This window comes from Candidatus Poriferisodalis sp. (assembly GCF_965198245.1).
Taxonomy (GTDB): domain Bacteria; phylum Actinomycetota; class Acidimicrobiia; order Acidimicrobiales; family Poriferisodalaceae; genus Poriferisodalis.
The window spans coordinates 1,248,132-1,268,318 of the sequence record NZ_OZ240249.1 but is presented as its reverse complement, the minus strand read 5'-3'; the positions used below and the strand labels follow the sequence as shown (position 1 = coordinate 1,268,318).

At 65.5% G+C, this 20,187-nt stretch carries 20 protein-coding genes; 12 read left to right on the top strand and 8 right to left on the bottom strand.

Annotation, left to right across the window (positions count from 1 at the left end; genetic code table 11):
- Positions 1-240 precede the first annotated feature (240 nt).
- The 3 genes from ACOCMM_RS06025 (at position 241) to ACOCMM_RS06015 (ending at position 1,274) form a co-directional block, all read left to right on the top strand.
- Positions 241-471 carry a DUF433 domain-containing protein gene (locus tag ACOCMM_RS06025; protein ID WP_419552285.1) on the top strand — a complete coding sequence of 77 codons (231 nt, stop codon included), beginning with the start codon at positions 241-243 and terminating at the stop codon, positions 469-471.
- Positions 468-836, top strand: a complete 369-nt coding sequence (locus ACOCMM_RS06020; RefSeq protein ID WP_419552284.1) for a DUF5615 family PIN-like protein — start codon at positions 468-470, stop codon at positions 834-836. Before ACOCMM_RS06025 ends, ACOCMM_RS06020 begins: the two co-directional genes overlap by 4 nt.
- Positions 837-1,022: 186 nt before the next feature.
- Positions 1,023-1,274 (top strand): hypothetical protein, encoded by a 252-nt coding sequence (locus ACOCMM_RS06015; protein ID WP_419552283.1) that lies wholly within the window; start codon positions 1,023-1,025, stop codon positions 1,272-1,274.
- Here the strand turns inward: ACOCMM_RS06015 and ACOCMM_RS06010 are convergent.
- From ACOCMM_RS06010 to ACOCMM_RS05995, 4 genes are all read right to left on the bottom strand, one after another.
- Complete coding sequence (locus ACOCMM_RS06010; protein WP_419552282.1) at positions 1,271-2,035, bottom strand: alpha/beta hydrolase family protein; 765 nt, start codon at positions 2,033-2,035, stop codon at positions 1,271-1,273. The two genes, ACOCMM_RS06015 and ACOCMM_RS06010, sit on opposite strands and share 4 nt — an antisense overlap.
- 62 nt (positions 2,036-2,097) lie before the next feature.
- Positions 2,098-2,319 carry a hypothetical protein gene (locus tag ACOCMM_RS06005; protein WP_419552281.1) on the bottom strand — a complete coding sequence of 74 codons (222 nt, stop codon included), beginning with the start codon at positions 2,317-2,319 and terminating at the stop codon, positions 2,098-2,100.
- Positions 2,320-2,403: 84 nt separating this feature from the next.
- The gene (locus ACOCMM_RS06000) at positions 2,404-2,859 is read right to left on the bottom strand and encodes a hypothetical protein (protein WP_419552280.1); all 456 of its coding nucleotides are present in this window, start codon (positions 2,857-2,859) and stop codon (positions 2,404-2,406) included.
- A 67-nt stretch (positions 2,860-2,926) separates the two neighbouring features.
- Positions 2,927-4,039, bottom strand: coding sequence for an acyl-CoA dehydrogenase family protein (locus ACOCMM_RS05995; RefSeq protein ID WP_419552279.1), 1,113 nt, complete (start codon positions 4,037-4,039; stop codon positions 2,927-2,929).
- 270 nt (positions 4,040-4,309) lie between these two features.
- On the opposite strand from ACOCMM_RS05995, the gene ACOCMM_RS05990 reads away from it, so the two are divergent.
- Complete coding sequence (locus ACOCMM_RS05990; protein ID WP_419552278.1) at positions 4,310-6,070, top strand: molybdopterin-dependent oxidoreductase; 1,761 nt, start codon at positions 4,310-4,312, stop codon at positions 6,068-6,070.
- 71 nt (positions 6,071-6,141) lie between these two features.
- Positions 6,142-6,783: an MBL fold metallo-hydrolase gene (locus ACOCMM_RS05985; RefSeq protein ID WP_419552277.1), complete on the top strand. Its 642-nt coding sequence runs from the start codon at positions 6,142-6,144 to the stop codon at positions 6,781-6,783.
- A 66-nt stretch (positions 6,784-6,849) separates the two neighbouring features.
- Here the strand turns inward: ACOCMM_RS05985 and ACOCMM_RS05980 are convergent, their stop codons facing one another.
- The 3 genes from ACOCMM_RS05980 to ACOCMM_RS05970 all read right to left on the bottom strand — a co-directional run bounded on the left by ACOCMM_RS05980 (position 6,850) and on the right by ACOCMM_RS05970 (position 10,554).
- Complete coding sequence (locus tag ACOCMM_RS05980) at positions 6,850-7,671, bottom strand: ABC transporter permease (protein WP_419552276.1); 822 nt, start codon at positions 7,669-7,671, stop codon at positions 6,850-6,852.
- Positions 7,668-8,765 carry an ATP-binding cassette domain-containing protein gene (locus tag ACOCMM_RS05975; RefSeq protein ID WP_419552275.1) on the bottom strand — a complete coding sequence of 366 codons (1,098 nt, stop codon included), beginning with the start codon at positions 8,763-8,765 and terminating at the stop codon, positions 7,668-7,670. The genes ACOCMM_RS05980 and ACOCMM_RS05975 overlap by 4 nt, the downstream gene beginning before the upstream one ends.
- 82 nt (positions 8,766-8,847) lie before the next feature.
- On the bottom strand, positions 8,848-10,554 hold the full coding sequence (locus ACOCMM_RS05970) for a DNA methyltransferase (RefSeq protein ID WP_419552274.1): 1,707 nt from the start codon (positions 10,552-10,554) through the stop codon (positions 8,848-8,850).
- 109 nt (positions 10,555-10,663) lie between these two features.
- On the opposite strand from ACOCMM_RS05970, the gene ACOCMM_RS05965 reads away from it, so the two are divergent.
- Positions 10,664-12,211, top strand: coding sequence for a HEAT repeat domain-containing protein (locus ACOCMM_RS05965; RefSeq protein WP_419552273.1), 1,548 nt, complete (start codon positions 10,664-10,666; stop codon positions 12,209-12,211).
- 289 nt (positions 12,212-12,500) lie between these two features.
- Here the strand turns inward: ACOCMM_RS05965 and ACOCMM_RS05960 are convergent, their stop codons facing one another.
- Positions 12,501-13,940: an amidase gene (locus tag ACOCMM_RS05960; RefSeq protein WP_419552272.1), complete on the bottom strand. Its 1,440-nt coding sequence runs from the start codon at positions 13,938-13,940 to the stop codon at positions 12,501-12,503.
- Between the two features lie 39 nt (positions 13,941-13,979).
- Between ACOCMM_RS05960 and ACOCMM_RS05955 the strand changes: the two genes are divergently transcribed.
- From ACOCMM_RS05955 to ACOCMM_RS05930, 6 genes are all read left to right on the top strand, one after another.
- The gene (locus ACOCMM_RS05955) at positions 13,980-15,353 is read left to right on the top strand and encodes a M20/M25/M40 family metallo-hydrolase (RefSeq protein WP_419552271.1); all 1,374 of its coding nucleotides are present in this window, start codon (positions 13,980-13,982) and stop codon (positions 15,351-15,353) included.
- A gap of 29 nt (positions 15,354-15,382) precedes the next feature.
- Positions 15,383-16,228, top strand: coding sequence for a class I SAM-dependent methyltransferase (locus ACOCMM_RS05950; protein WP_419552270.1), 846 nt, complete (start codon positions 15,383-15,385; stop codon positions 16,226-16,228).
- A gap of 82 nt (positions 16,229-16,310) precedes the next feature.
- Positions 16,311-17,159 carry a Fe-S cluster assembly ATPase SufC gene (sufC, locus tag ACOCMM_RS05945; protein WP_419552269.1) on the top strand — a complete coding sequence of 283 codons (849 nt, stop codon included), beginning with the start codon at positions 16,311-16,313 and terminating at the stop codon, positions 17,157-17,159.
- Positions 17,156-18,415, top strand: a complete 1,260-nt coding sequence (locus ACOCMM_RS05940) for a SufS family cysteine desulfurase (RefSeq protein WP_419552268.1) — start codon at positions 17,156-17,158, stop codon at positions 18,413-18,415. Before sufC ends, ACOCMM_RS05940 begins: the two co-directional genes overlap by 4 nt.
- A 31-nt stretch (positions 18,416-18,446) precedes the next feature.
- Positions 18,447-18,941, top strand: coding sequence for a Fe-S cluster assembly sulfur transfer protein SufU (gene sufU / locus ACOCMM_RS05935; RefSeq protein WP_419552267.1), 495 nt, complete (start codon positions 18,447-18,449; stop codon positions 18,939-18,941).
- Positions 18,942-18,988: 47 nt separating this feature from the next.
- The gene (locus tag ACOCMM_RS05930) at positions 18,989-20,170 is read left to right on the top strand and encodes an acyl-CoA dehydrogenase family protein (RefSeq protein ID WP_419552266.1); all 1,182 of its coding nucleotides are present in this window, start codon (positions 18,989-18,991) and stop codon (positions 20,168-20,170) included.
- The last annotated feature ends 17 nt before the right edge of the window (positions 20,171-20,187 follow it).

Genomic DNA, 20,187 nt, shown 5'->3' with positions numbered 1-20,187 from the left:
TTGGTCCGAAGCCACGCACTGAGGGCCAGCGCCGACGAAGTCCGACGCGAGAACAGGGGGCCCGTGCTAACTGCCACGAGGCGATGCATGTCGGTCAGGTGGACATGCTGTTCGCAGCGGACGAGAACCTGTTAGCCGATTTCACGGTAGAAGTTGGCTCAGAATCACGGCAGAACAGCCAGCAATCTCACGACAGCATTGCTGGCAGTGCTTCGGGCGTGCGCGGATTAGCCTGTGGCCGTGCTCTTGGACCGGATCACTGTTGATCCTCACCGCATGGGCGGTCTGCCCTGCATCAGGGATCTGCGGGTGACCGTTGCAACGGTGCTGGGACAGCTTGCCGCTGGCAGGACCCGTGAGGAGTTGCTATCCGACTATCCGTATCTCGAGACGGACGACATCACGGCGGCACTTGAGTTTGCCGCCGCCCGGGTCAGCGAGAGAGAACTCTCCGCTTCCCTGTCTGCGTGAGAATCCTCCTCGACGCCAACCTGTCTCCACGAGTCGCAGGAGCACTCAGGGCTGGCGGCCATGAAACCCTCCATGTCGGCGACGTGGACATGCTTACCGCAGCGGATGAGACCATCCTGGAATGGGCTGCGGAGCATGGGTACGTCGTGGCCACGTCTGATTCGGATTTCGGAGCACTCCTGTTTCGGCGCCGCTCGGTGAGTCCTTCAGTCATCCACTTGCGAGGCGTGTCTCACCAGTCGCCGGATGCGCATGCGGCTCTGCTTGTGGAGAGCCTCCCGGTCTTGGCGGAGGCACTGGAAGCCGGCGCTGTCGTCTCGCTCAGTCCCACGAGGATTCGGGTCCGAGACTTGCCAATCTGGTGAAACTGAGTGGCCGCAGAAGGGCTCTCGGATCAGAAATCGCGGCCGCACCCCCCACGGCGAACTGAACGGAGAATTGCTGCTCCTGCCGGGGTTTCCTCGGTTTCGCCGTCGCTCTGACGACACGTTCATTTCGGTTTCCGCTGGTCAGAATCAAACCTGCGCGGTCCGCGCGCCGAGGGAGATCACGTGCTGGGGCCGTCAAGCATGGGTTCGCCCGGCCTCGACGAGTTGCGCTGGCTGGCACCGGTGCACCCAGGCGACCGTCTCACAATCGTGATCGAGATTCTGGAGCTTCGCCCGAGCCGCTCCAAACCCGACCGCGGCATCATCAAGATGACCCACGCACTCGTCAACCAGGACGGCACCACGGTGGTGCGCTCCATCGCCAACATGATGATCGCCCGCCACCCCGATGCAGCAGGTCGCGAGGTCCCCTAGGCGTACCGGGCAGCAGCCTGGTGTTCCAGCCAGCCCAGCAGGATGGCGACGGCTCGGGGGTCGTGGCGGATGCGGTGATCTGCCCCCGCGATGAGGCGCAGCTCTGCACTGGGATGCTGCTCCGCCAGGTGGCGGGCCTCCTCGTAGGGCACCTGCCGGTCATTGATGCCGTGCAGGATCAGCAGCGGCCGGTCGGTAAGTCGCTGCACTGCGTCCACCGCCCTGTTCTGCTTCAACTCACGGTTCCACGTGCTTGGCGAGCGCGGGAAGTCCTCGGACCTGATGACACCGACATTGCGGCAGTGCGCCAGGAAAGCTTTGGGGTCGCCTGCCCAGTCGTCGAAGTCGGCCCTCGGCGCCATGGCTGCCACGCCGCGCACCCGGGGGTCGCGTGCAGCAGCAAGGATGGCCACCGAGCCTCCGGTCGTGGAGCCCACCAGCCACACACCGCGGCAGCCGTCTTCCAAGACGTGCTCGATCGAGCGCCCGACATCGTCGATCCATCCGAGCAGGGAAAAGTCGCCGTCGGACTCGCCGCAGCCTCGCATGCTGACCGCGAGCACCGTCCAGCCCTGCGCTTCGGCAATGCGCTCCGCGAAGAGCTGGTACGTGCGGTTCGGTATGCCAGGTCGCTGCTTGGAGGGGAACCCATGACACAGCAACACCGCCGGTCCGCTTCCCGTCGAGCGTGACGGCCGAACCATCAACGCCGCAAGATGCGGGCTGCCCTCGATCGTGATCTCGGTGACGGTGGTGCTCACCGCGCTGCGTTTCGACCGGGGCGGCACGACGGCAGCGCTGTAGGGGGGAGCATCGGCGACTCCTAGCCACAGAGCCGCGAAAGGCGATAGCCGCGGTTGCGCGCTTCAGGCAGCTCGTCGGGTCCGAAAGTGGCGTAGGACTGCGCCGTCACGATGTCGGCGACGGCCGCAGCCAGCTGTTCGTCAACGGCGGGATCGTCGGACGCCACTTCCATGTCGTAGACGATCTGGTTGCGCTTGTCGCCGACGAATCGACAGCCGGCGAGCTCCCTCGGGATGTCCATGTTCACATTCTGCCGTCCAGCGGACGCTCCCCTCACCCGAGCCGTGGCCAACGTGGCCCGAACGGGAGAGATTCGGCCCAAGGCTCACCTGCCGTTGGGGGAGACGGCGGCGAGGGCGCCGATCCGGCGCAGGTATTCCAGGTGCGCGTCCACGACGGCGTAGACCTGTTCGAGCGTCACTTCGAGGCCATCGCGACGGGCGGAGCGGTACAGGTCGGCCGCAGACGAACGATCCTCGGTGATCGTCGTGCTCCCGTCACTGGCAGTCCCGTCGGTGTCGCCTGCCGCGACGCCAGCCGACTCAGCGGGACCGAACTGCAGCTGATTGAGATGCTGCCGAAGCAGCGCTTCAAGCTCGTCGGCGTCCAGCGAGGCAGCGATGTCGAACGGCAGCAGATCGGAGACGAACTCCGCTGCCTCGGCGAGACGCCACACCGGCTCCCGTCGCTGGCGGCCAAGCCGCTGCGCCTGCGTGCCGACCACGCCCGCGGCAACGACGAAGCCGATCACCAATGAGATGACGATGACCGTGACGATCACCGATGCCTCCTCGGCCTCAAGCGTGTCATGCGGCGCACCGGCCGCGTTGCGTTCTGTGTTGTCGGGTCTACAGGCCGATGCGCTGCGCCAGGTGCTCCCGGTGGTATGCGGGATCGCCGAAGATCAGCTCGGAGCTCTTCGCTCGCTTGAAGTAGAGGTGCGCAGGGTGCTCCCAGGTGAAGCCGATGCCGCCGTGGATCTGGATGTTCTCCGCGGCACAGTGGAAGTAGGCCTCCGAGCAGTACGCCTTGGCCAGCGATGCCACCGATGGCAGCTCGTCGTTCATCTCTGCGGCGCACCACGCGGCGTAGTACGCAGCCGACTTGGCCGACTCGACCTCGAGCAGCATGTCGGCGCACTTGTGCTTGATGGCCTGGAACGAACCGATCGGACGACCGAACTGCACGCGGTCCTTTGCGTACTGCACCGCCATGTCGAGCACGAATTGCGCACCGCCCACCTGCTCGTTCGCGAGGGCCACAGCGGCCAGGTCGAGCACTCTGTCGATGTAGGCGAAGTTGTCGGTGTCGCACAGATGCTTCCCAGGCGTGTTGTTGAATGAGATCCGGGCCTGCTTGCGGGTCTGGTCCATCGTGGCGAGATTCTCCCGGCTGAGGCCGGCCGCGTCGCCCTCGACGGTGAACAGGTGAATGCCGCCGTTGCAACGGGCCGCCACGATGAACAAGTTCGCTGTGCCGCCGTCGGTCACAAACATCTTCTCGCCAGTGATGGTCGCCGAGTCGCCTGTGTCGGTGGCCTCCGCCTCGACGCCCTCGGCGTCCCAGCGACCACTGGCCTCTGCCAGGGCCAGCGTGGCGATGATGTCGCCGGAGGCAATGCCCGCGAGCAGCTCTTCCTTGGCCTTCTCGTTGCCGGAGTGCAGGATGGCGTTGCCGGCCAGCACCACGGTGGAGAAGTAGGGCGAGCACAGCAGGCTGCGGCCCATCTCTTCCAGCACGATGCCCAGCTCCACGTAGCTGGCGCCCTGCCCGCCGTATTCCTCGGGGATGATCAGCGCCTGCAAGCCGAGCTGTTCGGCCATCTGCGACCAGACGGCAGTGTCGTAGCCGTCGTCGGTCTCCATCAGCTCGCGTACGGCGGTCTCCGGGGACTTCTCCTCAAGGAACGAGCGGACAAAGTTGCGGAGCTCTTCCTGCTCCTCGGTGAATGCGAAGTTCACGGTCGCGCCTCCGGGCCGGGTGCAGCCAGTGCAATTTGATCACCGGTGCAATAGTCAGGCGAAGTTCTATCACCCAGACACAGGAACGGCTCAGTGGGACTCACGCAGACGGCGTGGAACCTGCGGTGCGAGCCGGGCGTTAGCTTTCGTGACGAGCTTCCCGCATACGAGCGGGGCAGATCGCAAGGCTGATCCGAAAGCGAACATGACTCAACAACGGCGCCGGATTCCTCACAGTTCGGGCAATGCGGCCAGCAAGGCGGTACAGCAATGAGCGACGGGTCCAGCCAGACCCCAGACGCGGACACGCCTGAAACGGGCACGGTCGCGTCGACCGCATCGAATGGCGGCGCGGTACGCCGGCTTATCGGGCGGCCCGGTGCTGGTGCCGGCTTGCTGGCCGGCATTGCGGGTGCTGCCGTGGCGTTGGCGTTCGGGGAGCTGATGGACGGGCTGGTCGACACGATCCCGTCGCTGGTGGTCGCCGTCGGCGAGGCGTTAGTGGACTACTCGCCTGACTGGGCCGTGAAGCTGAGCATCGAGTTGTTCGGCGAGAAGGACAAGGCGGTGCTGGCGATCGGCATCGTCGGGGTCTCGCTGTTCATCGGCGGCCTGCTGGGTGCCTGCGCGATGGCGTCGCGCCGACGCTGGGTGCCGTTCGCAGGCTTCGCTGCGTTCGCCGTCATCGGCGGATGGACTGCAGCCCGCAACCCGATGAGCCCGTTCGTCGGCTCGTGGATCGTTGCCGTGATCGCAGCAGCGCTCGGCTACCTCACGCTGAGAATGCTCTTGCGACTTGCCCCAGCCCACAGTCCCCCACACAGCGACGATCAACCGCCGCTCGAACCTGCCGCTGGGGAAGCTCCGGATCCGGCTCCCGATGCCAGCCGACGGGCGTTCCTGCTCGGCGTCGGCGGCGCCGGCGTGGCGGCTGTGGGCCTTGTGGCGCTGGGACGGGGAGTACGCGGCCCCTCAGCGGCAGAGACCGCCCGGGCCAACATCAACCTGAGTCCGTCCGCGCCCCCCACCACCGCCGCCGCCGCGGGTGCCGCGACTGCAGCAGAGACAAGCGCTACGACTGCGGCCCGCCGAGCGGCAGCCGCCGAGGTGGCCGCGCTGGACACGCTCGACGAGGTCGCCGGCATCTCCCGCTACCTGACGCCCAACGACGACTTCTACCGGATCGACACGGCGCTGACGGTGCCGCAGGTCGACCCGGCCAACTGGAAGCTCCGTTTCACCGGAATGGTCGACAACCCCTACGAGCTGACCTTTGACGAGATCTTGGCGATGGACCTGCAAGAACACGTCATCACGCTGTCGTGCGTGTCGAATCGTGTCGGCGGCCGTCTCGTCGGCAACGCCATCTGGACCGGTGTGCCGCTGGTGGACCTGCTCGACCGGGCAGGGGTGCGAGACGGTGCCGACCAGGTCGTCGGTCGCTCGGTGGACGACTGGACCGCCGGATTCCCGACAGGGATCCTGCGCGACGGCCGCAACGCAGTGCTGGCCGTCGGCATGAACGGCGAGCCATTGCCCACCTCCCACGGCTTCCCCGCCCGCCTGGTGGTGGCAGGCCTGTATGGCTACGTGTCGGCCGTGAAGTGGATCGAGGAGATTCACCTCACCACCTGGGATGGCTTCGACGGCTACTGGGTGCCGCGGGGATGGTCCAAGCGGGGGCCCATGAAGACGCAGAGCCGCATCGACGTGCCCGGCAGCGGTGATCGCCCCGTCGCCGGAACCCCAACCGCCATTGCAGGCATCGCCTGGGCGCCGACTCGAGGCATCAGCGCTGTCGAGGTGCGCATCGACGACGGCCCGTGGCAGCAATGCGAGCTGGGCGAGGCGCTGGGTGACGAGAGCTGGGTGCAGTGGCACCTGGCCTGGACGCCCACCGCAGGCACGCACTCGCTGCAAGTTCGGGCCATCGACGGCACCGGCATGACGCAGCCCGAGGGTCCGAAGGACGTCCGGCCCGATGGTGCCGAAGGCTGGCACCGGGTCGCCGTGCGGGTCGACGCAGCCTGAGCAACGCCCTGACGATGCCCTATCGCTGGCGGGCGAGGGACGCACGCCTGCCGCGCTCCTAGGATGCGGACATGGCATTGCACTGGTCCGGCACCGGCATCGAAGTCCACAAGCACGTCGTGCGCCCCATCGAAGGTGACTTGCCCAGTGGCTTCCCCGACGACTTCGACAACAACGTCTTCACCATCCGCTGTACCGAGACCGGCGAGGCGATGCTCATCGACGCCGCGAACGAGCACGAGCGTCTGCTCGAGGTGTGCCAGGCGCTCGGCGTGACCAAGGTTGTCGAGACGCACGGTCATTGGGACCACATACAGGCGGTCCCGGCCATTCGCGACGCGGGCATCGAGGTGGGCATCACCGCTGAAGACTCGTCGATGCTGCCGAGTTACGACTTCATTCTCGAGGACGACTCGGTCATCGAGGTGGGTCGCCTGCGGATACGCACCATCCACAACCCGGGCCACACCGCTGGCTCCATGAGCTTCCATGTGGAGGGCACGCCGCTGCTCTTCACCGGCGACACGCTCTTCCCGGGTGGACCCGGCGCAACGGGATTCGGCGGCGACTTCGATCAGATCGTTCGCAGCATCGAGGATCGGATGTTCTCGGCGTTCGGGGGCGACACGATGGTGCTGCCCGGTCACGGCCTCGACACCACGATCGGCAACGAGTCTCCGCATCTGCAGGAGTGGATCGACCGAGGCTGGTAAGCCGCTGCGTCTAACCCGTCGCCACCCGGCGACTGCGTCTAACCCGTCGCCACCCGGCGACTGCGTCTAACCCGTCGCCACCCGGCGACCGAGCGATCTGAACGCTATGTAGAAGGTCACGATGGCGAGTCCAACGATGGCGGCGGCTCCCTTGAGGATCATGAGCCCGTCCCAGCCCTCGAACAGGATCGCCCGCATCGCCTCCATGAGATAGGTGACAGGGTTCCACGCCGCCACCGTGCGCAGCCAGCCTGACATCAGCTCTCGTGGCAGGAATGACGGCGTCAGGAACGCGAACGGGAAGAAGATCAAGAACGACGAGTTCACCGCGGCCGGATTCCCGGTGCGCAGCGCAACTGTGTAGGGGATGCCGCTGTACGCCACGCTCCAGGCGATAGCGAGCAGCAAGAAGACCAAGAACCCCAAGAAGCCGGTCTCGAACCACACCCCGAAGCCAAGGCCCATCGCGACCACGAACAGGGCCAGTCCGAGCGCCATCACGATGTCAGCCACCATCAGCCCGAACAGCAGCGTGGATCGGCGAATCGGCGTCACGAGCATCCGGTCGAGATAGCCGGACTGAATGTCGATCACGAGCACGCTGGCCCGAGAAATGCCCGTGACGGCAAAGATGATCGCGACGGGAAGCTGGAAAGCCCGGTAGTCGAGGCCGACATTGCTCCCCGAAGGCGCCTGACCCTCCACGAACGACTCCAGAGCGCCGGTATTCACGACAAAGAAGAAGACGGGAATGATCAGCGCCGGGATCATGTACTCGGGTTCGCGAACCACGCTGCGGACAGCCCGCCGGGAGATCGTCGCTATGTCGGTGAGGAAACTGACTCCGTGCGTCAGGTGGCCACCAGCGGCCGCAGCAGTGTCGGTCATGATGCGCGTTCCGCAACGGTGTGCTGGCCGTCCACCTGTGTGCTTGGGGCGACCGAATCGGCCTGCTCCACAGCACCCTCTCCAACAGCCTCCTCGGCTGCTACTGCGCTCTCTGCAGCAGCTTCTTCGGCTGCGGCCATGCGGTAGCCCGTCGCCTGAAGGAACACGTCGTCGAGCGAGGGTGTCCGCACGGTGAGCGCTGTGGGATGCACGTCGGCACCGGCCAGTGCCACAGCAACTGCACCGACCAGGCCGGCACCGTCCGAGGTCGCAATGGTGATGCCGTGGCGACCCGCAGTCACATCGTCAGCCTGAGGCACGGTCTTCGCCGCCTCCGTCGCGCTAGCGATGTCCTCGGGCTCGAGATCCACCACGATCACGTCGGCGCCCACGGCGCGCTTCAGCTCGGTGGGGGTGCCCTGTTGCACGATGCGCCCATCGGCCAGGATCGCCACGCGATCGGCCAGCACATCGGCTTCTTCCAGGTATTGGGTCGTCAGGAAGACCGTCACGCCCAGCTCGTCATTGAGGCGGCGCACCTCGTCCCACACCTGGGTTCGGCTCACAGGGTCGAGGCCCGTTGTGGGCTCGTCCAAGAAGATCACCTCCGGTGCGTGGATCAGCGACGCCGCTAGGTCCAGCCGCCGTTTCATTCCACCGCTGTAGGTGGAGATACGGGCATCGATGGCGTCGCCAATGTCGGCGAGGTCGATAGCTCGCTCAATGGATGCAGCCCGGTCGGCGGGGCGCAGCCCATAGAGCCGGGCCTGCAGGTCAAGGATCTCGCGGCCGGTCTGCTTCTCGTCGAGCGCTGCGTCTTGCATGGCGACGCCGATGCGGATCCGCACCTCACCGGGGCTTCTCGCCACGTCGTAGCCGGCAACCCTGGCGGTGCCCGCCGTCGGGCGCAGCAGCGTGCACAGCATGCGCACGGTCGTGCTCTTGCCAGCGCCGTTCGGACCCAGAAAGCCGAAGATCTCACCTTGGCGGACCAGCAGATCTACGCCGTCGACCGCCCTCACCGAACCGAAGTCGCGGACGAGTCCATGGGCCTCAACGGCCGTTACTGACCCGTCAGACGTCGCCTCAGACACGGGCGGCAGGCTACCGATGCCGATGAGTCCCTTCGTGCGGCTCTTCGCACTGTGAAGCTAGGGCGCGCGTTGTTTGGGACGCTCAGGCGGCCGACTTGCGGCGAAGCATGCCAGTCCGCCGATCAACCTCATAGTCAGCTTCGCGAAGCAGCTTGGTCACCGCTCCAAGGTCGATAGCTGACAGGTCCCAGTCACGTCGGAATCCCTCGCGCACAGCCTCCACGTAGCACTGGCTCGGGCTGAGCTCACCATCACGCGAGGTGATCCCCCGGACGACATCTTCGAGTTCCGCAGACATCGGGACTGCCACCGAAGCCGGTGGAACACCGCTGGTCATCGTCAACATTAGATCGACCGTCGAGACATGCTCGAATCCAGATGCAAGGCCTTTGACTGACCGCTGGCCCTTGTCGAGCGTCGCAATGAGTTCGGGCACGACAACGAGATCGGCTGCAGCAATCGCTCGTTGCAAGAGACGCCAGACACCCCCACTGCTGTTGCCGAAGAGCAGAGTGATATAGCCGTTCGGCTTCAAGACGCGGCGGCACTCGCGTAGCGCCTCCGTCAACATCTCCTCGTACCGATCCGGTGAGCGATACGACCCGGTGTCTGTCCTGTCCACAACCGCTTCTAGTCCCGCATCAGTGAGCTGGTGACCTGGCAGCCACGCCTCTTGGAACAGGCTCATGTCTGAGTAGAAGATGTTCGAGCCGAAGGGCGGATCGGTGAAGACGTAGTCGACAGACTCGTCTTCTAGCGGCAGGGATGTGGCGGAAGCGACGTCGTACCTGACGTCCCCGTTCTCCACTCCGGCGACCAGTCCGCGTTCGCATCTACGTGCCCGTATCCATTCGTCCGACCGGGCAACTGCATCGACCTTTCGGGTGAAGAGGTCGAACACGTTCCACTCGTAGAAGACCGGCGCGATGTAGTAGTTCGCGTTCGCCGCATTCAGGGGTCGTTGACGCGACCACTGGTATCGCTTGCTTGCGCGGGTCAGGATTGCAGTGAACGCAAAGAGAAGCTTGCGGCGGATCGCAGAGTCATCCGTTGCGTCGATCGCGTCGCGCAAAGCTGCAAGTGCGCAGAGATTCCGTGTGCTGTAGAAGGTCGCTGTCGAAGTGAGGCCGTGACGCCCGAGCGCCGATGCCTGGTACATCTGGCGTGTCGGCTCGATTGGAACGTCGGGCCAAGTCAGGTCGGCCTCCTGAGCTACCTCGAGCGGCTCAGACCAGGGTTGTTCGCGCTGTATTGCGGCACAAGAGCATACGACCGAGTCAACGACCGGCTCCTCACCTGTCCTCGATGAACGGCTGCCAACTGTCTCCCCGCAACGGAAGCAGGCCATCGCGGCCTTGTGCCAGTCGGCTTCTCGAAGGGACGCGTAGTAGTTGACGCGGGCATCGCAGCCCCCGCACTCGACCACGCACGACCAGATGGCCTTTGCAGTCTCGGCGCGTCCTCCGCATGCAGAGCACGTCGAGCCGTAGATGTCCCCGACAACCTCGCGCGCTCGTTCAACCGCTTCCGCGCCATGCCGTTGAAGAGATCCTGTGTCGACGAGATTGGCGTAGTTGCTACCAATGTGCCGACCGAGCACCGATACATCGAACAACCGAGCACGTCGGCCTGCCACGAGCGCAGCAACCCCGGTCATGCCGGACCCTGCGAAGGGATCGAGCACGATGTCGCCAGGTGCGGTCATAGCGTCGATGAATGGGACGACCGCCGCCACCGGAACCTTCGTCAAGTACGCGTGCGCCATGTACACCGGATCGGAACGCTTCACGGTGACCGAATCTGGTAGCGAATGAACTGATTCGCTGGCCGGGCCGAAAAGCCCGGCCTGTCCGTTGGAAGCGGCCCTAGCGTTGGCGCGTCGGGTCATATGTCACATCATGCCGGAGGGAGCAGGCGCGGCAGTGGGTTTCAAGGAAGATGCGAAATTTGCTCGCTTCGTCGCGATGGGTGCCGTCGGCGCCGCCGTGGCCGCCGATGTCCTGCGGGAGCGCCACGGCCACCAGCCCATTGAGCTAGAGCGTTATGCGACGGCCAACAAGGTCTGGCAATCCAAGGTGAAGCGCCTCCGCCTGCCCGACCTCGTCTGCACCCAGTGCGGTCTCAGGATCGAAGCTCGCGCCAAGTCCACGTTGGAGATCGTGCTTTCGCACTCGGACACACCGGGACGACGGTGGGACGACGGAGGGATGCGCGATTCCGACTTGTACGCGTTCATGCGCGTCCGGTCGAATCAGGACGAGTTCCCACCAGACGTGGCTGATCCCGTCTGGTTTTCAACCGCGGCACTTCGCGCTCGTGAGACACACGCCATGCGCTCAGGTCGCAAGTCACAGTCGGATGGATCCGAGCTGATGATGAAGTGGAAGAGCTGGTCACCCAAATTCGGAGGCACCTTCGAGTGCGTTGACTCTGATGGCCGGATCGCCGTTCGCAAAGAAACCGGCGAGCGGCGGAGTTACTGGCAGTGGCGTGATTGGCCAAGCGAAGGTCACGTCTACTTGGCGCCGGGCGACAAGTTTGAGCCCGGCGAGCAGATCGTCGCAGGCATCGTCACACCACCCGAGTCGCTCTCGTGTCCGGGGGCCATTTGGGACGTGTCTGCAGCGCTGCAAGACCCGAACGAAGTTGAACGCCTGGCAGCGATGCGTGCAGTCGGTACCCAGCCTCATGCGCAAGTGATCGAGCTCCTCAGAAATGTTGCCCATGACGCTGAGGAGGATTGGCGAATACGGCTCGAAGCCCAAGTTGCACTTGCACGAAGCGACTCAAGAAATTGGGTACCACTGATTGCCGCATCGATGGACGCCAGTGAGGAGCACGAGCGGTCGATGGAGGCCGTGCTCGCGCTTACCGAAGTTGATGCATCAGCGGCTCTTGAGGCCCTATTCGACATCGCGACAAACATTGACCTGCATGAGGATGTGCGCGCCGCGGCTGCATGGGGCGTTGGTCAGGGTGCTGCCGCAAGCCCTGACCGCTTGATACCGGTCATGCTTGACGACAATCCGCTCGTTGCCGTCCACGCCGTTAGCGCGATCGACTCCGTCTCCGACGCGACCAGAACGACCTTGCTGGACTGGTTGGGCAGTGGCGATCAGCGCAAGGCCGCAGCCGCAGCAAATGTCCTTGCCCGTATCCACGACGTTGAGACACTTCTCGATGCGTGCGACGAGGACGAGCCGGCCCGGAGGTGGGCCGTCTACGCACTCGGTGGCATGGATGCATCGGTCGTGCGCTGTCGAGCTGGTACACGACTGACGGATGAACTCCGGTCAGTGCTTGAGCCGATGTGGCTCCGAGAGCTCGATTGGTTGCAGGCAGACGACGATCCGCTCACCGCTCTCGATCTACAGAAGATCAGATTCGACCCGAAGCACCCGACACTCGACGTTGTCATGTCACCAGCACGGAGTGTGAGCGACTAGCCGCCTCGTACGCACTTTTTGCAGACGGGTGGCGCAAGCGCGCACTGTTCGCATGTCGATGTTGCACATGGCGCAGACCGCGAAGGCCACGACGGTGGCGACGGCGAGCACGCCGACGAAGATGAGGTCGGGTGTGCTGACCCCAGTTCGCGATCCAACGAGATTGGCTGGCCCAACACCGCCCGCAACAGCCCACGCGAAGACCTAGCCGCGGTGCATGTGCTTCGCGGCTGATCGAGCTCTCCATATGTGCTCAACGAACCCAGGGCGGATGTTCCTACAACTGGCGCTAGAGCGAAGGGAGCACGTCGATGTGGCGGGTGACGGACTCCCAAGCGTGAGCGAGTTCAAGCACTGAGCGGTCGGCGCGATGGCGGCCTACCAGTTGCAGGCCGACGGGCAGGCCGTCGGTGGTGAAGCCGGCCGGCACTGAGATGGCCGGGTGGGTCGTGACAGTGATGTCGCTGCACGAGCGCATCCAGTCGATGTAGGTTTCGAATTCGACACCTTCGATCTCGGTGGGGTACTCGACCTCGACATCGAACGGCGGCACCTGAGTGGTCGGGCACGCAAGGAACTCGAAGCCGCCATCGGCAGGGGACATGAACGCATCGATGTCGGCGTATAGCTGGGTGTGGCGACGGCAGATGTCGGTGTACTCGCCGATGGACATGGCGAGACCCTGTTCGATGTTCCACGCCACGGTGTGTTTCAGCTGGCCCCGGTACTGCTCCAGCAGCGGCCCGAAGCCGACAGCGAACAGCCACGCCCGCCGGGCCTGGAAGATCTGCGGGGCATCGGACAGGTCCGGCCAGGCCTCGACGACCTCGCAGCCCAAGTCGGTGAGCACATCAGGCACGTTCGCCGTCGCGGCCCGCACCGCAGGATCGATGGGCAGTCCGCCCGCATCGGGCGACCACGCCACCCGCACGCCGCGCAGATCTCGCTCCAGCGAGCCTGCAAAGACCTCCGGCGACTCCTGGTTCGACACCGGCGAGCGGGCATCGGGACCGGCGAGCGCCTGCAGGAAGAACGCCACGTCGGTCACGGTCCGCCCCATCGGGCCTTCGACGGCCAACGGGAACCAAGCGTCCTGCGAGGTGGTTGACGGCACCCGTCCTGGGGATGGCCGGAAGCCCACGATGTTGCAGAACGCGGCAGGGTTGCGCAGCGAGCCACCGAGGTCCGAGCCGTCGCACAGCGGCAGCATCCGGGTAGCCAGTGCAACCGCTGCTCCCCCGCTGGAACCTCCGCATGTCTTGGCAACGTTGTAGGGGTTGCGGGTGATGCCGAACACCGGATTGAACGTGTGCGAGCCGGCGCCGAACTCGGGTGTGTTGGTCTTGCCCACCATGACTGCCCCCGCCTGGTGCTGACGCTCGACCACCAGCGCATCGATGTCCGGCACGAAGTCTGCGAACAGCGGCGAGCCCAACGTGGTGCGAACACCGGCGGTGAGCGCCAGATCCTTGTGCGCCACCGGCAGACCATGCAGCAACCCGAGCGACTCGCCGCGGGCGTGGGCTTCATCGGCCGCAGCCGCCCGCTCGGCGGCCAGTTCGGGCGTGAATGTCACAATCGCATTCACGGCCGGATTGACCCGGCTGATGCGTTCAAGGTGTGCCGCGAGCAATTCTCGCGCCGAGATCTCACCGTTCGCCAGCATCGCCGCCATCTGCGTCGCCGTCAGCCCGCAGATGCCCGCTTCGTCCCCAGAGCGCGTGTCCATCGGGTCATTCGATCACAGGCACCGCCTAGGTTGCAGCCCATGAGCCAGTCATTTACTGCAGGGACCAGCGACGAGAATCGCCGCACGGGCCAAACCGTCGAGCTGCTGCAGACCCTGATCCGCAATGAGTGCGTGAACTACGGCACAACGGAGTCCGGGGGCGAGGTTCGCAACTCCGACACCATTCAGGCCTACCTGGAGGGTGCAGGCCTGGATCTTGAGGTGTTCGATGCGGCGCCGGGCCGACGGTCGCTCGTGACCCGCATCGAAGGCAGCGATCCGAATGCGCCCACTCTGTGCCTGATGGGTCACACCGACGTGGTGCCGGTGAATCCCGACGGCTGGAGCCGGGACCCCTTCGGAGGCGAACTCATCGACGGCGAGGTGTGGGGCCGCGGCGCGGTGGACATGCTGAACCTGACGTCCTCGATGGCGGTGGCATTCCGGCACATGGCCGACACGGGCTACCGACCCAAAGGCGACCTCATCTACTTCGCCTGCGCCGACGAGGAGGCCGGCTCGGCCTACGGGGCTCGCTGGATGGCCGAGAACCACCCCGATGCAATCGGTGCCGACTACGTGCTGACCGAGAACGGCGGTTTGCACTCGGGCTCGCCCGAAGCTCCTTTCATCGGCATGAACGTGGGTGAGAAGGGCGTGGCCTGGCGGCGCCTGCGGGTACGGGGCGTGCCCGGGCACGGCTCACGACCGTTCCGGCAGGAAAACGCCCTCGTCAGGGCAGCCGCAGTGGTGCACCGGATCTCGCAGTACCGCCCGCCGCCGAGGTTCCATGAGCTGTGGCGGGAACAGGTCGACACGCTCGGTGTCGACGACGAGACCCGGGCGATCATGCTGGACGAGGCACTCATCGAGGACTGGCTGGATGCCCATCCCAGCGCGTCGGTGGCAGCGCACCTGTACTCGTGCACCCATACCTCGTTCTCGCCGAACGTCATCGGCGCGCCCACGTTGATGAAAATCAACGTGATCCCCGACCACGTCGACATCGAGGTGGATGTGCGCACGCTGCCGGGTGAGGGCGCAGCGGAGGTGCAGGCGCAACTGGATGAGGCGCTCGGCGACCTGGCAGACGATGTCGAGGTTGAGATCATCATGAACGATCCCGGTTCGGTGAGCCGGGTCGAGACTCCGTTGTGGGATGCGCTGCAGGTGGCGGTGGGGCGGCGGTTCCCGACTGCTCGGCTCACCCCGCAGCTCATCATCGGATTCACCGACTCCCGCGTGTACCGCGACATGGGCGCTGTGGCCTATGGGGCCGGTCTGTTCAGCCCCGATCTGGACGGCGGCGACTATGGCGCCCGCTTCCACGGCAACGACGAGCGCATCGACCTCGAATCACTCGCGCTGACCACTCAATTCTGGCTCGACGTGGTCGACAGCCTCTGGAACTAGCGTCCTTTGGGCAATGGGAGCGAGATCGGGTGTCTGAGGGCGAAGTTGTCAGCAAGGGCGTCGGCGAGCTGGCCTACTGGTCGAAACGCAAGGACGCCGAAGGGAAGCTCGATAACTACTGGTTCGAGCGCTTCTACACCGATCACTTCGGCCTGACCCACGACGACTACCGCGACAAGCGGGTGCTCGACATCGGCTGCGGCCCCCGGGGGTCGCTGGAGTGGGCAACGATGGCCCGCGAACGCGTAGGCGTGGATCCGCTGGCTGACGATTACCTGCAGATGGGAGCTGCCGAACACGCGATGACGTACGTCGCAGCCGGCGCGGAGACAATCCCGTATCCCGATGCCAGCTTCGACATCGTCTGCTCGTTCAACTCGCTCGACCACGTCGACGATCTCGAAGCTGCGATCGCCGAGATGAAGCGTCTCACTGCCCCCGGCGGATTGCTGCTCGTGATCACCGACGTGCACGATCGCCCGACGCCGCAAGAGCCGATCTGCTTCGACTGGGACGTGGTCGAGCACTTCGCGCCCGAATTCGCCATCCAGTCGTTTCGCTGTCTGGAAAAGTTCGGCAACGGCGCGTACCAGAGCGCCGAGCAGAACATCTTGTTCGACCACGCGAACACCGAACGCCGGTACGGGGTGCTGACAGCGCGGTTCATGCGGGTCTCCGATGCCCAACCAGACGCGTCGGCCGAGCCTGAAGCGTCCGAACCAGAACCCGAAGCCCCGGATTCTCCGACGCCGTCGGAACCGACCCTTGGCGAAGCCGCCACGCAGTTGGCGGCTGCAGCCATGCGCACCATCCGATCCAGCTCGGAGCAGATCGTCGAGCGCGTCGAGCGAGCTAGGCGCGACCGGCACAGTTGACGGCGCAGGCGATCGGCGACGCCCGCCATCTCCATCAGGGGCGCTGGTTGGGGCATTTCGGGTCAGCCATACACTGCGTCTGATGGCATTGGGCGACACAGCGGCGGGAGGCTCGGCAGCCGATATGGCGCCGGGAGGCGCGGCAGCCGACATTGCGCCGGACGCTGCGGGGGGCGCACCCCTCTTCGAGATCGACGGCTTGGGTGTCCGAGCTGTCGACGGGCCGCAGATCCTGCGGAGCGTGGATCTGACAGTCAACGCGGGCGAGTGCCACGCCATCATGGGCCCCAACGGGTCGGGTAAGTCGACGCTGGCCACCACGATCTTGGGATCGCCCGAGTACCAGGTCACCGGCGGTGAGATCCGGTATCGAGGCGACGACATCTCCGAATGGGATCCCGATGCCCGCTCCAAGGCCGGCCTGTTCCTGGCCTTCCAGTACCCCCAGCACATCCCCGGCGTGTCGGTGCGCAACTTCCTGCGCCAAGCAGTTTCGGCACGCCGTGGCGAAGACGTGTCGGCCATCGAGATCTATGTCGCCATGGGCGAATGGATGTCACGGCTCGGCATGGACGAGTCGTTCATGGACCGCTACCTCAACGAAGGGTTCAGCGGCGGCGAGCGCAAGCGCAACGAGATCCTGCAGCTGGCCCTGCTGGAGCCCGATGTGGCAGTGCTCGACGAGACCGATTCGGGACTCGACATCGACGCGTTGCGGGTGGTCGCGACTGGTCTGCAGCAGGTTCGCGCCGAGCGGCCGCACATGGGCGTCGTGCTCATCACCCACTACGAGCGCCTGCTCGGCGAGATCGAGCCCGACCATGTGCATGTGCTGGTCGACGGGCGGATCGTGGCCTCGGGCGGTCCTGAACTGGCTGCCGAACTCGAACGCGACGGCTACGAGCCCTTCGAGCAGAAGGCGGCGGCGTGAGCACCGCGGGCGACGTCGCCATCGACGTCCCTATCGACACGACAGTCAAGGCGCAGTTCCCACTGCTCGAACGCAGCGTCCACGGCCATCCGATCGTCTACCTGGACTCTGCCGCGTCGTCGCAGAAGCCGGCGGCCGTGCTCGACGCCATGGACGACTACTACCGCACCGTCAACGCCAACGTCCATCGCGGCGCGTACGAGATCGCAGCGGCGGCAACCGAGCTGATGGAGAATGCCCGCGCTGACGTAGCTCGATTCATTTCGGCACCCAGTGCCGACGAAATCATCTTCACCAAGAACGCCACCGAGGCCATGAACCTGGTGGCCCGTTCATGGGGCGGCTCCAACCTGGGCCCGGCTGATGCGATTGTGCTCACCGAGATGGAGCACCACGCCAACATCGTCCCCTGGCACATCCTGGCCGCCGAGCGGGGTTTCGAGATCCGCTGGATTCCGATTACCGCTGACGGCTGCCTGGACCTGACGGACCTAGACCGCTTGCTCGATGGGGCGCAGCTGCTGTCGGTAACCGCCATGAGCAACGTGTTAGGCACGCTGAATCCCATCCCCCGGCTCGCGGCCGCCGCCCACGACGCAGGCGCGCTGATCAGCGTGGACGCCAGCCAGTACGTACCTCACCTGCCCACCGATGTGGGCGCTCTGGGCGCGGACTTCATGGTGTTCACCGGCCACAAGATGTGCGGCCCGACCGGTGTGGGCGTGCTGTGGGCGCGTTCCGATCTGCTCGAAGACATGCCGCCGTTCCTGGGTGGCGGCGAGATGATCCTTGACGTCACCAAGGAGGGCTTCCGGCCCAACACGGTGCCCCACAAGTTCGAAGCCGGCACCCCGCCTATCGCGGAGATCGTGGGCCTCGGGGCCGCCGTGCGGTACCTGGAAGGGCTCGGCATGGACGCCGTGCGCGCCCACGAAGTCAGCCTCACCGGGTATGCCCTGCGTACGCTCACGGACCGCCATGGCGACGACATCACCGTGCACGGTCCATCGGAGCCGGCCCAGCGCGGCGGCGTGCTGTCGTTCGTGTACCGCGACGTGCATCCCCACGACATCTCCCAAGTGCTCGACCAGAGCGGCGTGTGCGTGCGGGCGGGACACCACTGCGCCAAGCCGCTCATGCGATGCCTCGGCGTCACCGCCACGACGCGGGCATCGCTGTACGTGTACAACGACACTTCCGACGTAGATTCGCTGGCTGAGGCGCTCGACGAAGTCGGCGCACTGTTCGGCCGCTAGCGGCAACAGGACTGGGGCGGAACGAAACCCGATGGCTGGGCTCGAAGACCTGTACCGGGAGATCATCCTCGACCACTACCGGAACCCGCGCAACCGCGGCGAGCTGGAGAGCCCGCCGGCGCACCGCAGCGAGGGATTCAACCCCCTGTGCGGTGACGAGGTCGTGCTGACCTTCGAGATGGATGGCGACACGGTGACCGACTTGCGTGTCGGCGGGCAGGGCTGCTCGATCAGCCAGGCATCGGCATCGATGATGTCCTCCGCGGTTATTGGCAAGTCCGCTAACGAGATCCGTGATCTCACCCGGGCCTTCAAGGCCATGATGTCGATCCACGAGGAAGTCATCGGTGGGGACGGATCCGAGGCCCTCGATCGCGACGGCGGGGCGTCGAACGGCGGAGTGCTCCAACTCGGCGACTTGGAAGCGCTGCGGGGCGTGGTGAAGTTCCCGGTGAGAATCAAATGCGCGACGCTGGGCTGGAACGCGCTCGCCAGCGGCCTCGACGAGACATCCGGGGCGGAGTGAGCCTTCCGGCGGATCGGTCCGCCTGCACACAGCGATAAGGCGGGACCATGACTGAGCAGGCTGATCGCCGCGCTGAACTCGTCGAGCGGGCGCGGCAGGTTGCTCCGAAGCTGGCCGCCCGAGCGGCGGCCGATCCCTGGGCCCGTCAGATTGCCCCCGACGCCATCGACGAGTTGCGGGCCGCCGAGTTGCTCACGATCGGCCAACCGAGCGCCAATGGCGGTCAGGAACTCGACTGGATCACCTACCTCGAAGTGCAAGCGGCGCTAGCCGAGGGCTGCCCTTCGACCGCCTGGCTGGCGTGCGTGGGCAATGCCCACGCCTGGCTCGCAGGGCACTGGCCCAGTGCCTGCCAAGAGGAGATCTACGCCGACGGTCCGGACACCTACGTCGCCGGAGTGCTGACCGATCGTGGCGACACAGTCCCGGTCGACGGAGGCTGGACGCTCAACGGCTTCTGGCCGTTCGGGTCGGGCATCGACCACGCGGGCTGGGTCGTCCTGGGCGGTCACATCCCGTCACCAAACGGCGGCGAGCCCATTTCGGGCATGTTCGTCCTGCCCGCCAAGGACATCGCCTTCCTCGACGACTGGCACGCCAGCGGTCTGCGAGCCACGGGCAGCAGCAGCATCGTGGCCAAGGACGTCTTCGTGCCCGAACACCATTTTGTCCCCGGCGAGGTGCTGGCTTCGGGCGACACCCCGGGCATGGCCCACAACCAGGGTTGGATCCAGCGCAGCGCGCTCATGCCGACTTTGGCGTACGCCCTCACGCCGGTCGCGATCGGTGCCGCCCGGGCATCGCTCGCAGCGTTCGCGGAGGAAGTAGACGGCAAGGTCATCAGCCACGTCGACGTGCTGCAAACCGATTGGCCGCTGACACACCGGCAGTTCGCCGAGTCTCATGCGCTCATCGACCAGGGCGAGCTGCTGCTGCGGCGAGCCGCTGAGCTCATCATGGAGACCGCACGCAACGGGGAGTTCATGGAGCTCGGGCTGCGAGCACGGGTGCGGCTCGACTGCGCGTACGCCGTGCGACGGTGCCTGGAAGCCGTAGAAACGCTCTACCTGGCAACCGGGGGACGCGGCGTGCGCGACACCAACCGCATCGGCCGTTTCCAAGCCGACCTGCAGGCCATCAACATGCACGCGATCACCGCGCTCGACCCAGCGTTGGAAGGTTACGGCCGCATCCTCATGGGCCACCCACCCCGCACCCCCCGCCTCTAGCGATTTGCGGCGCTCAA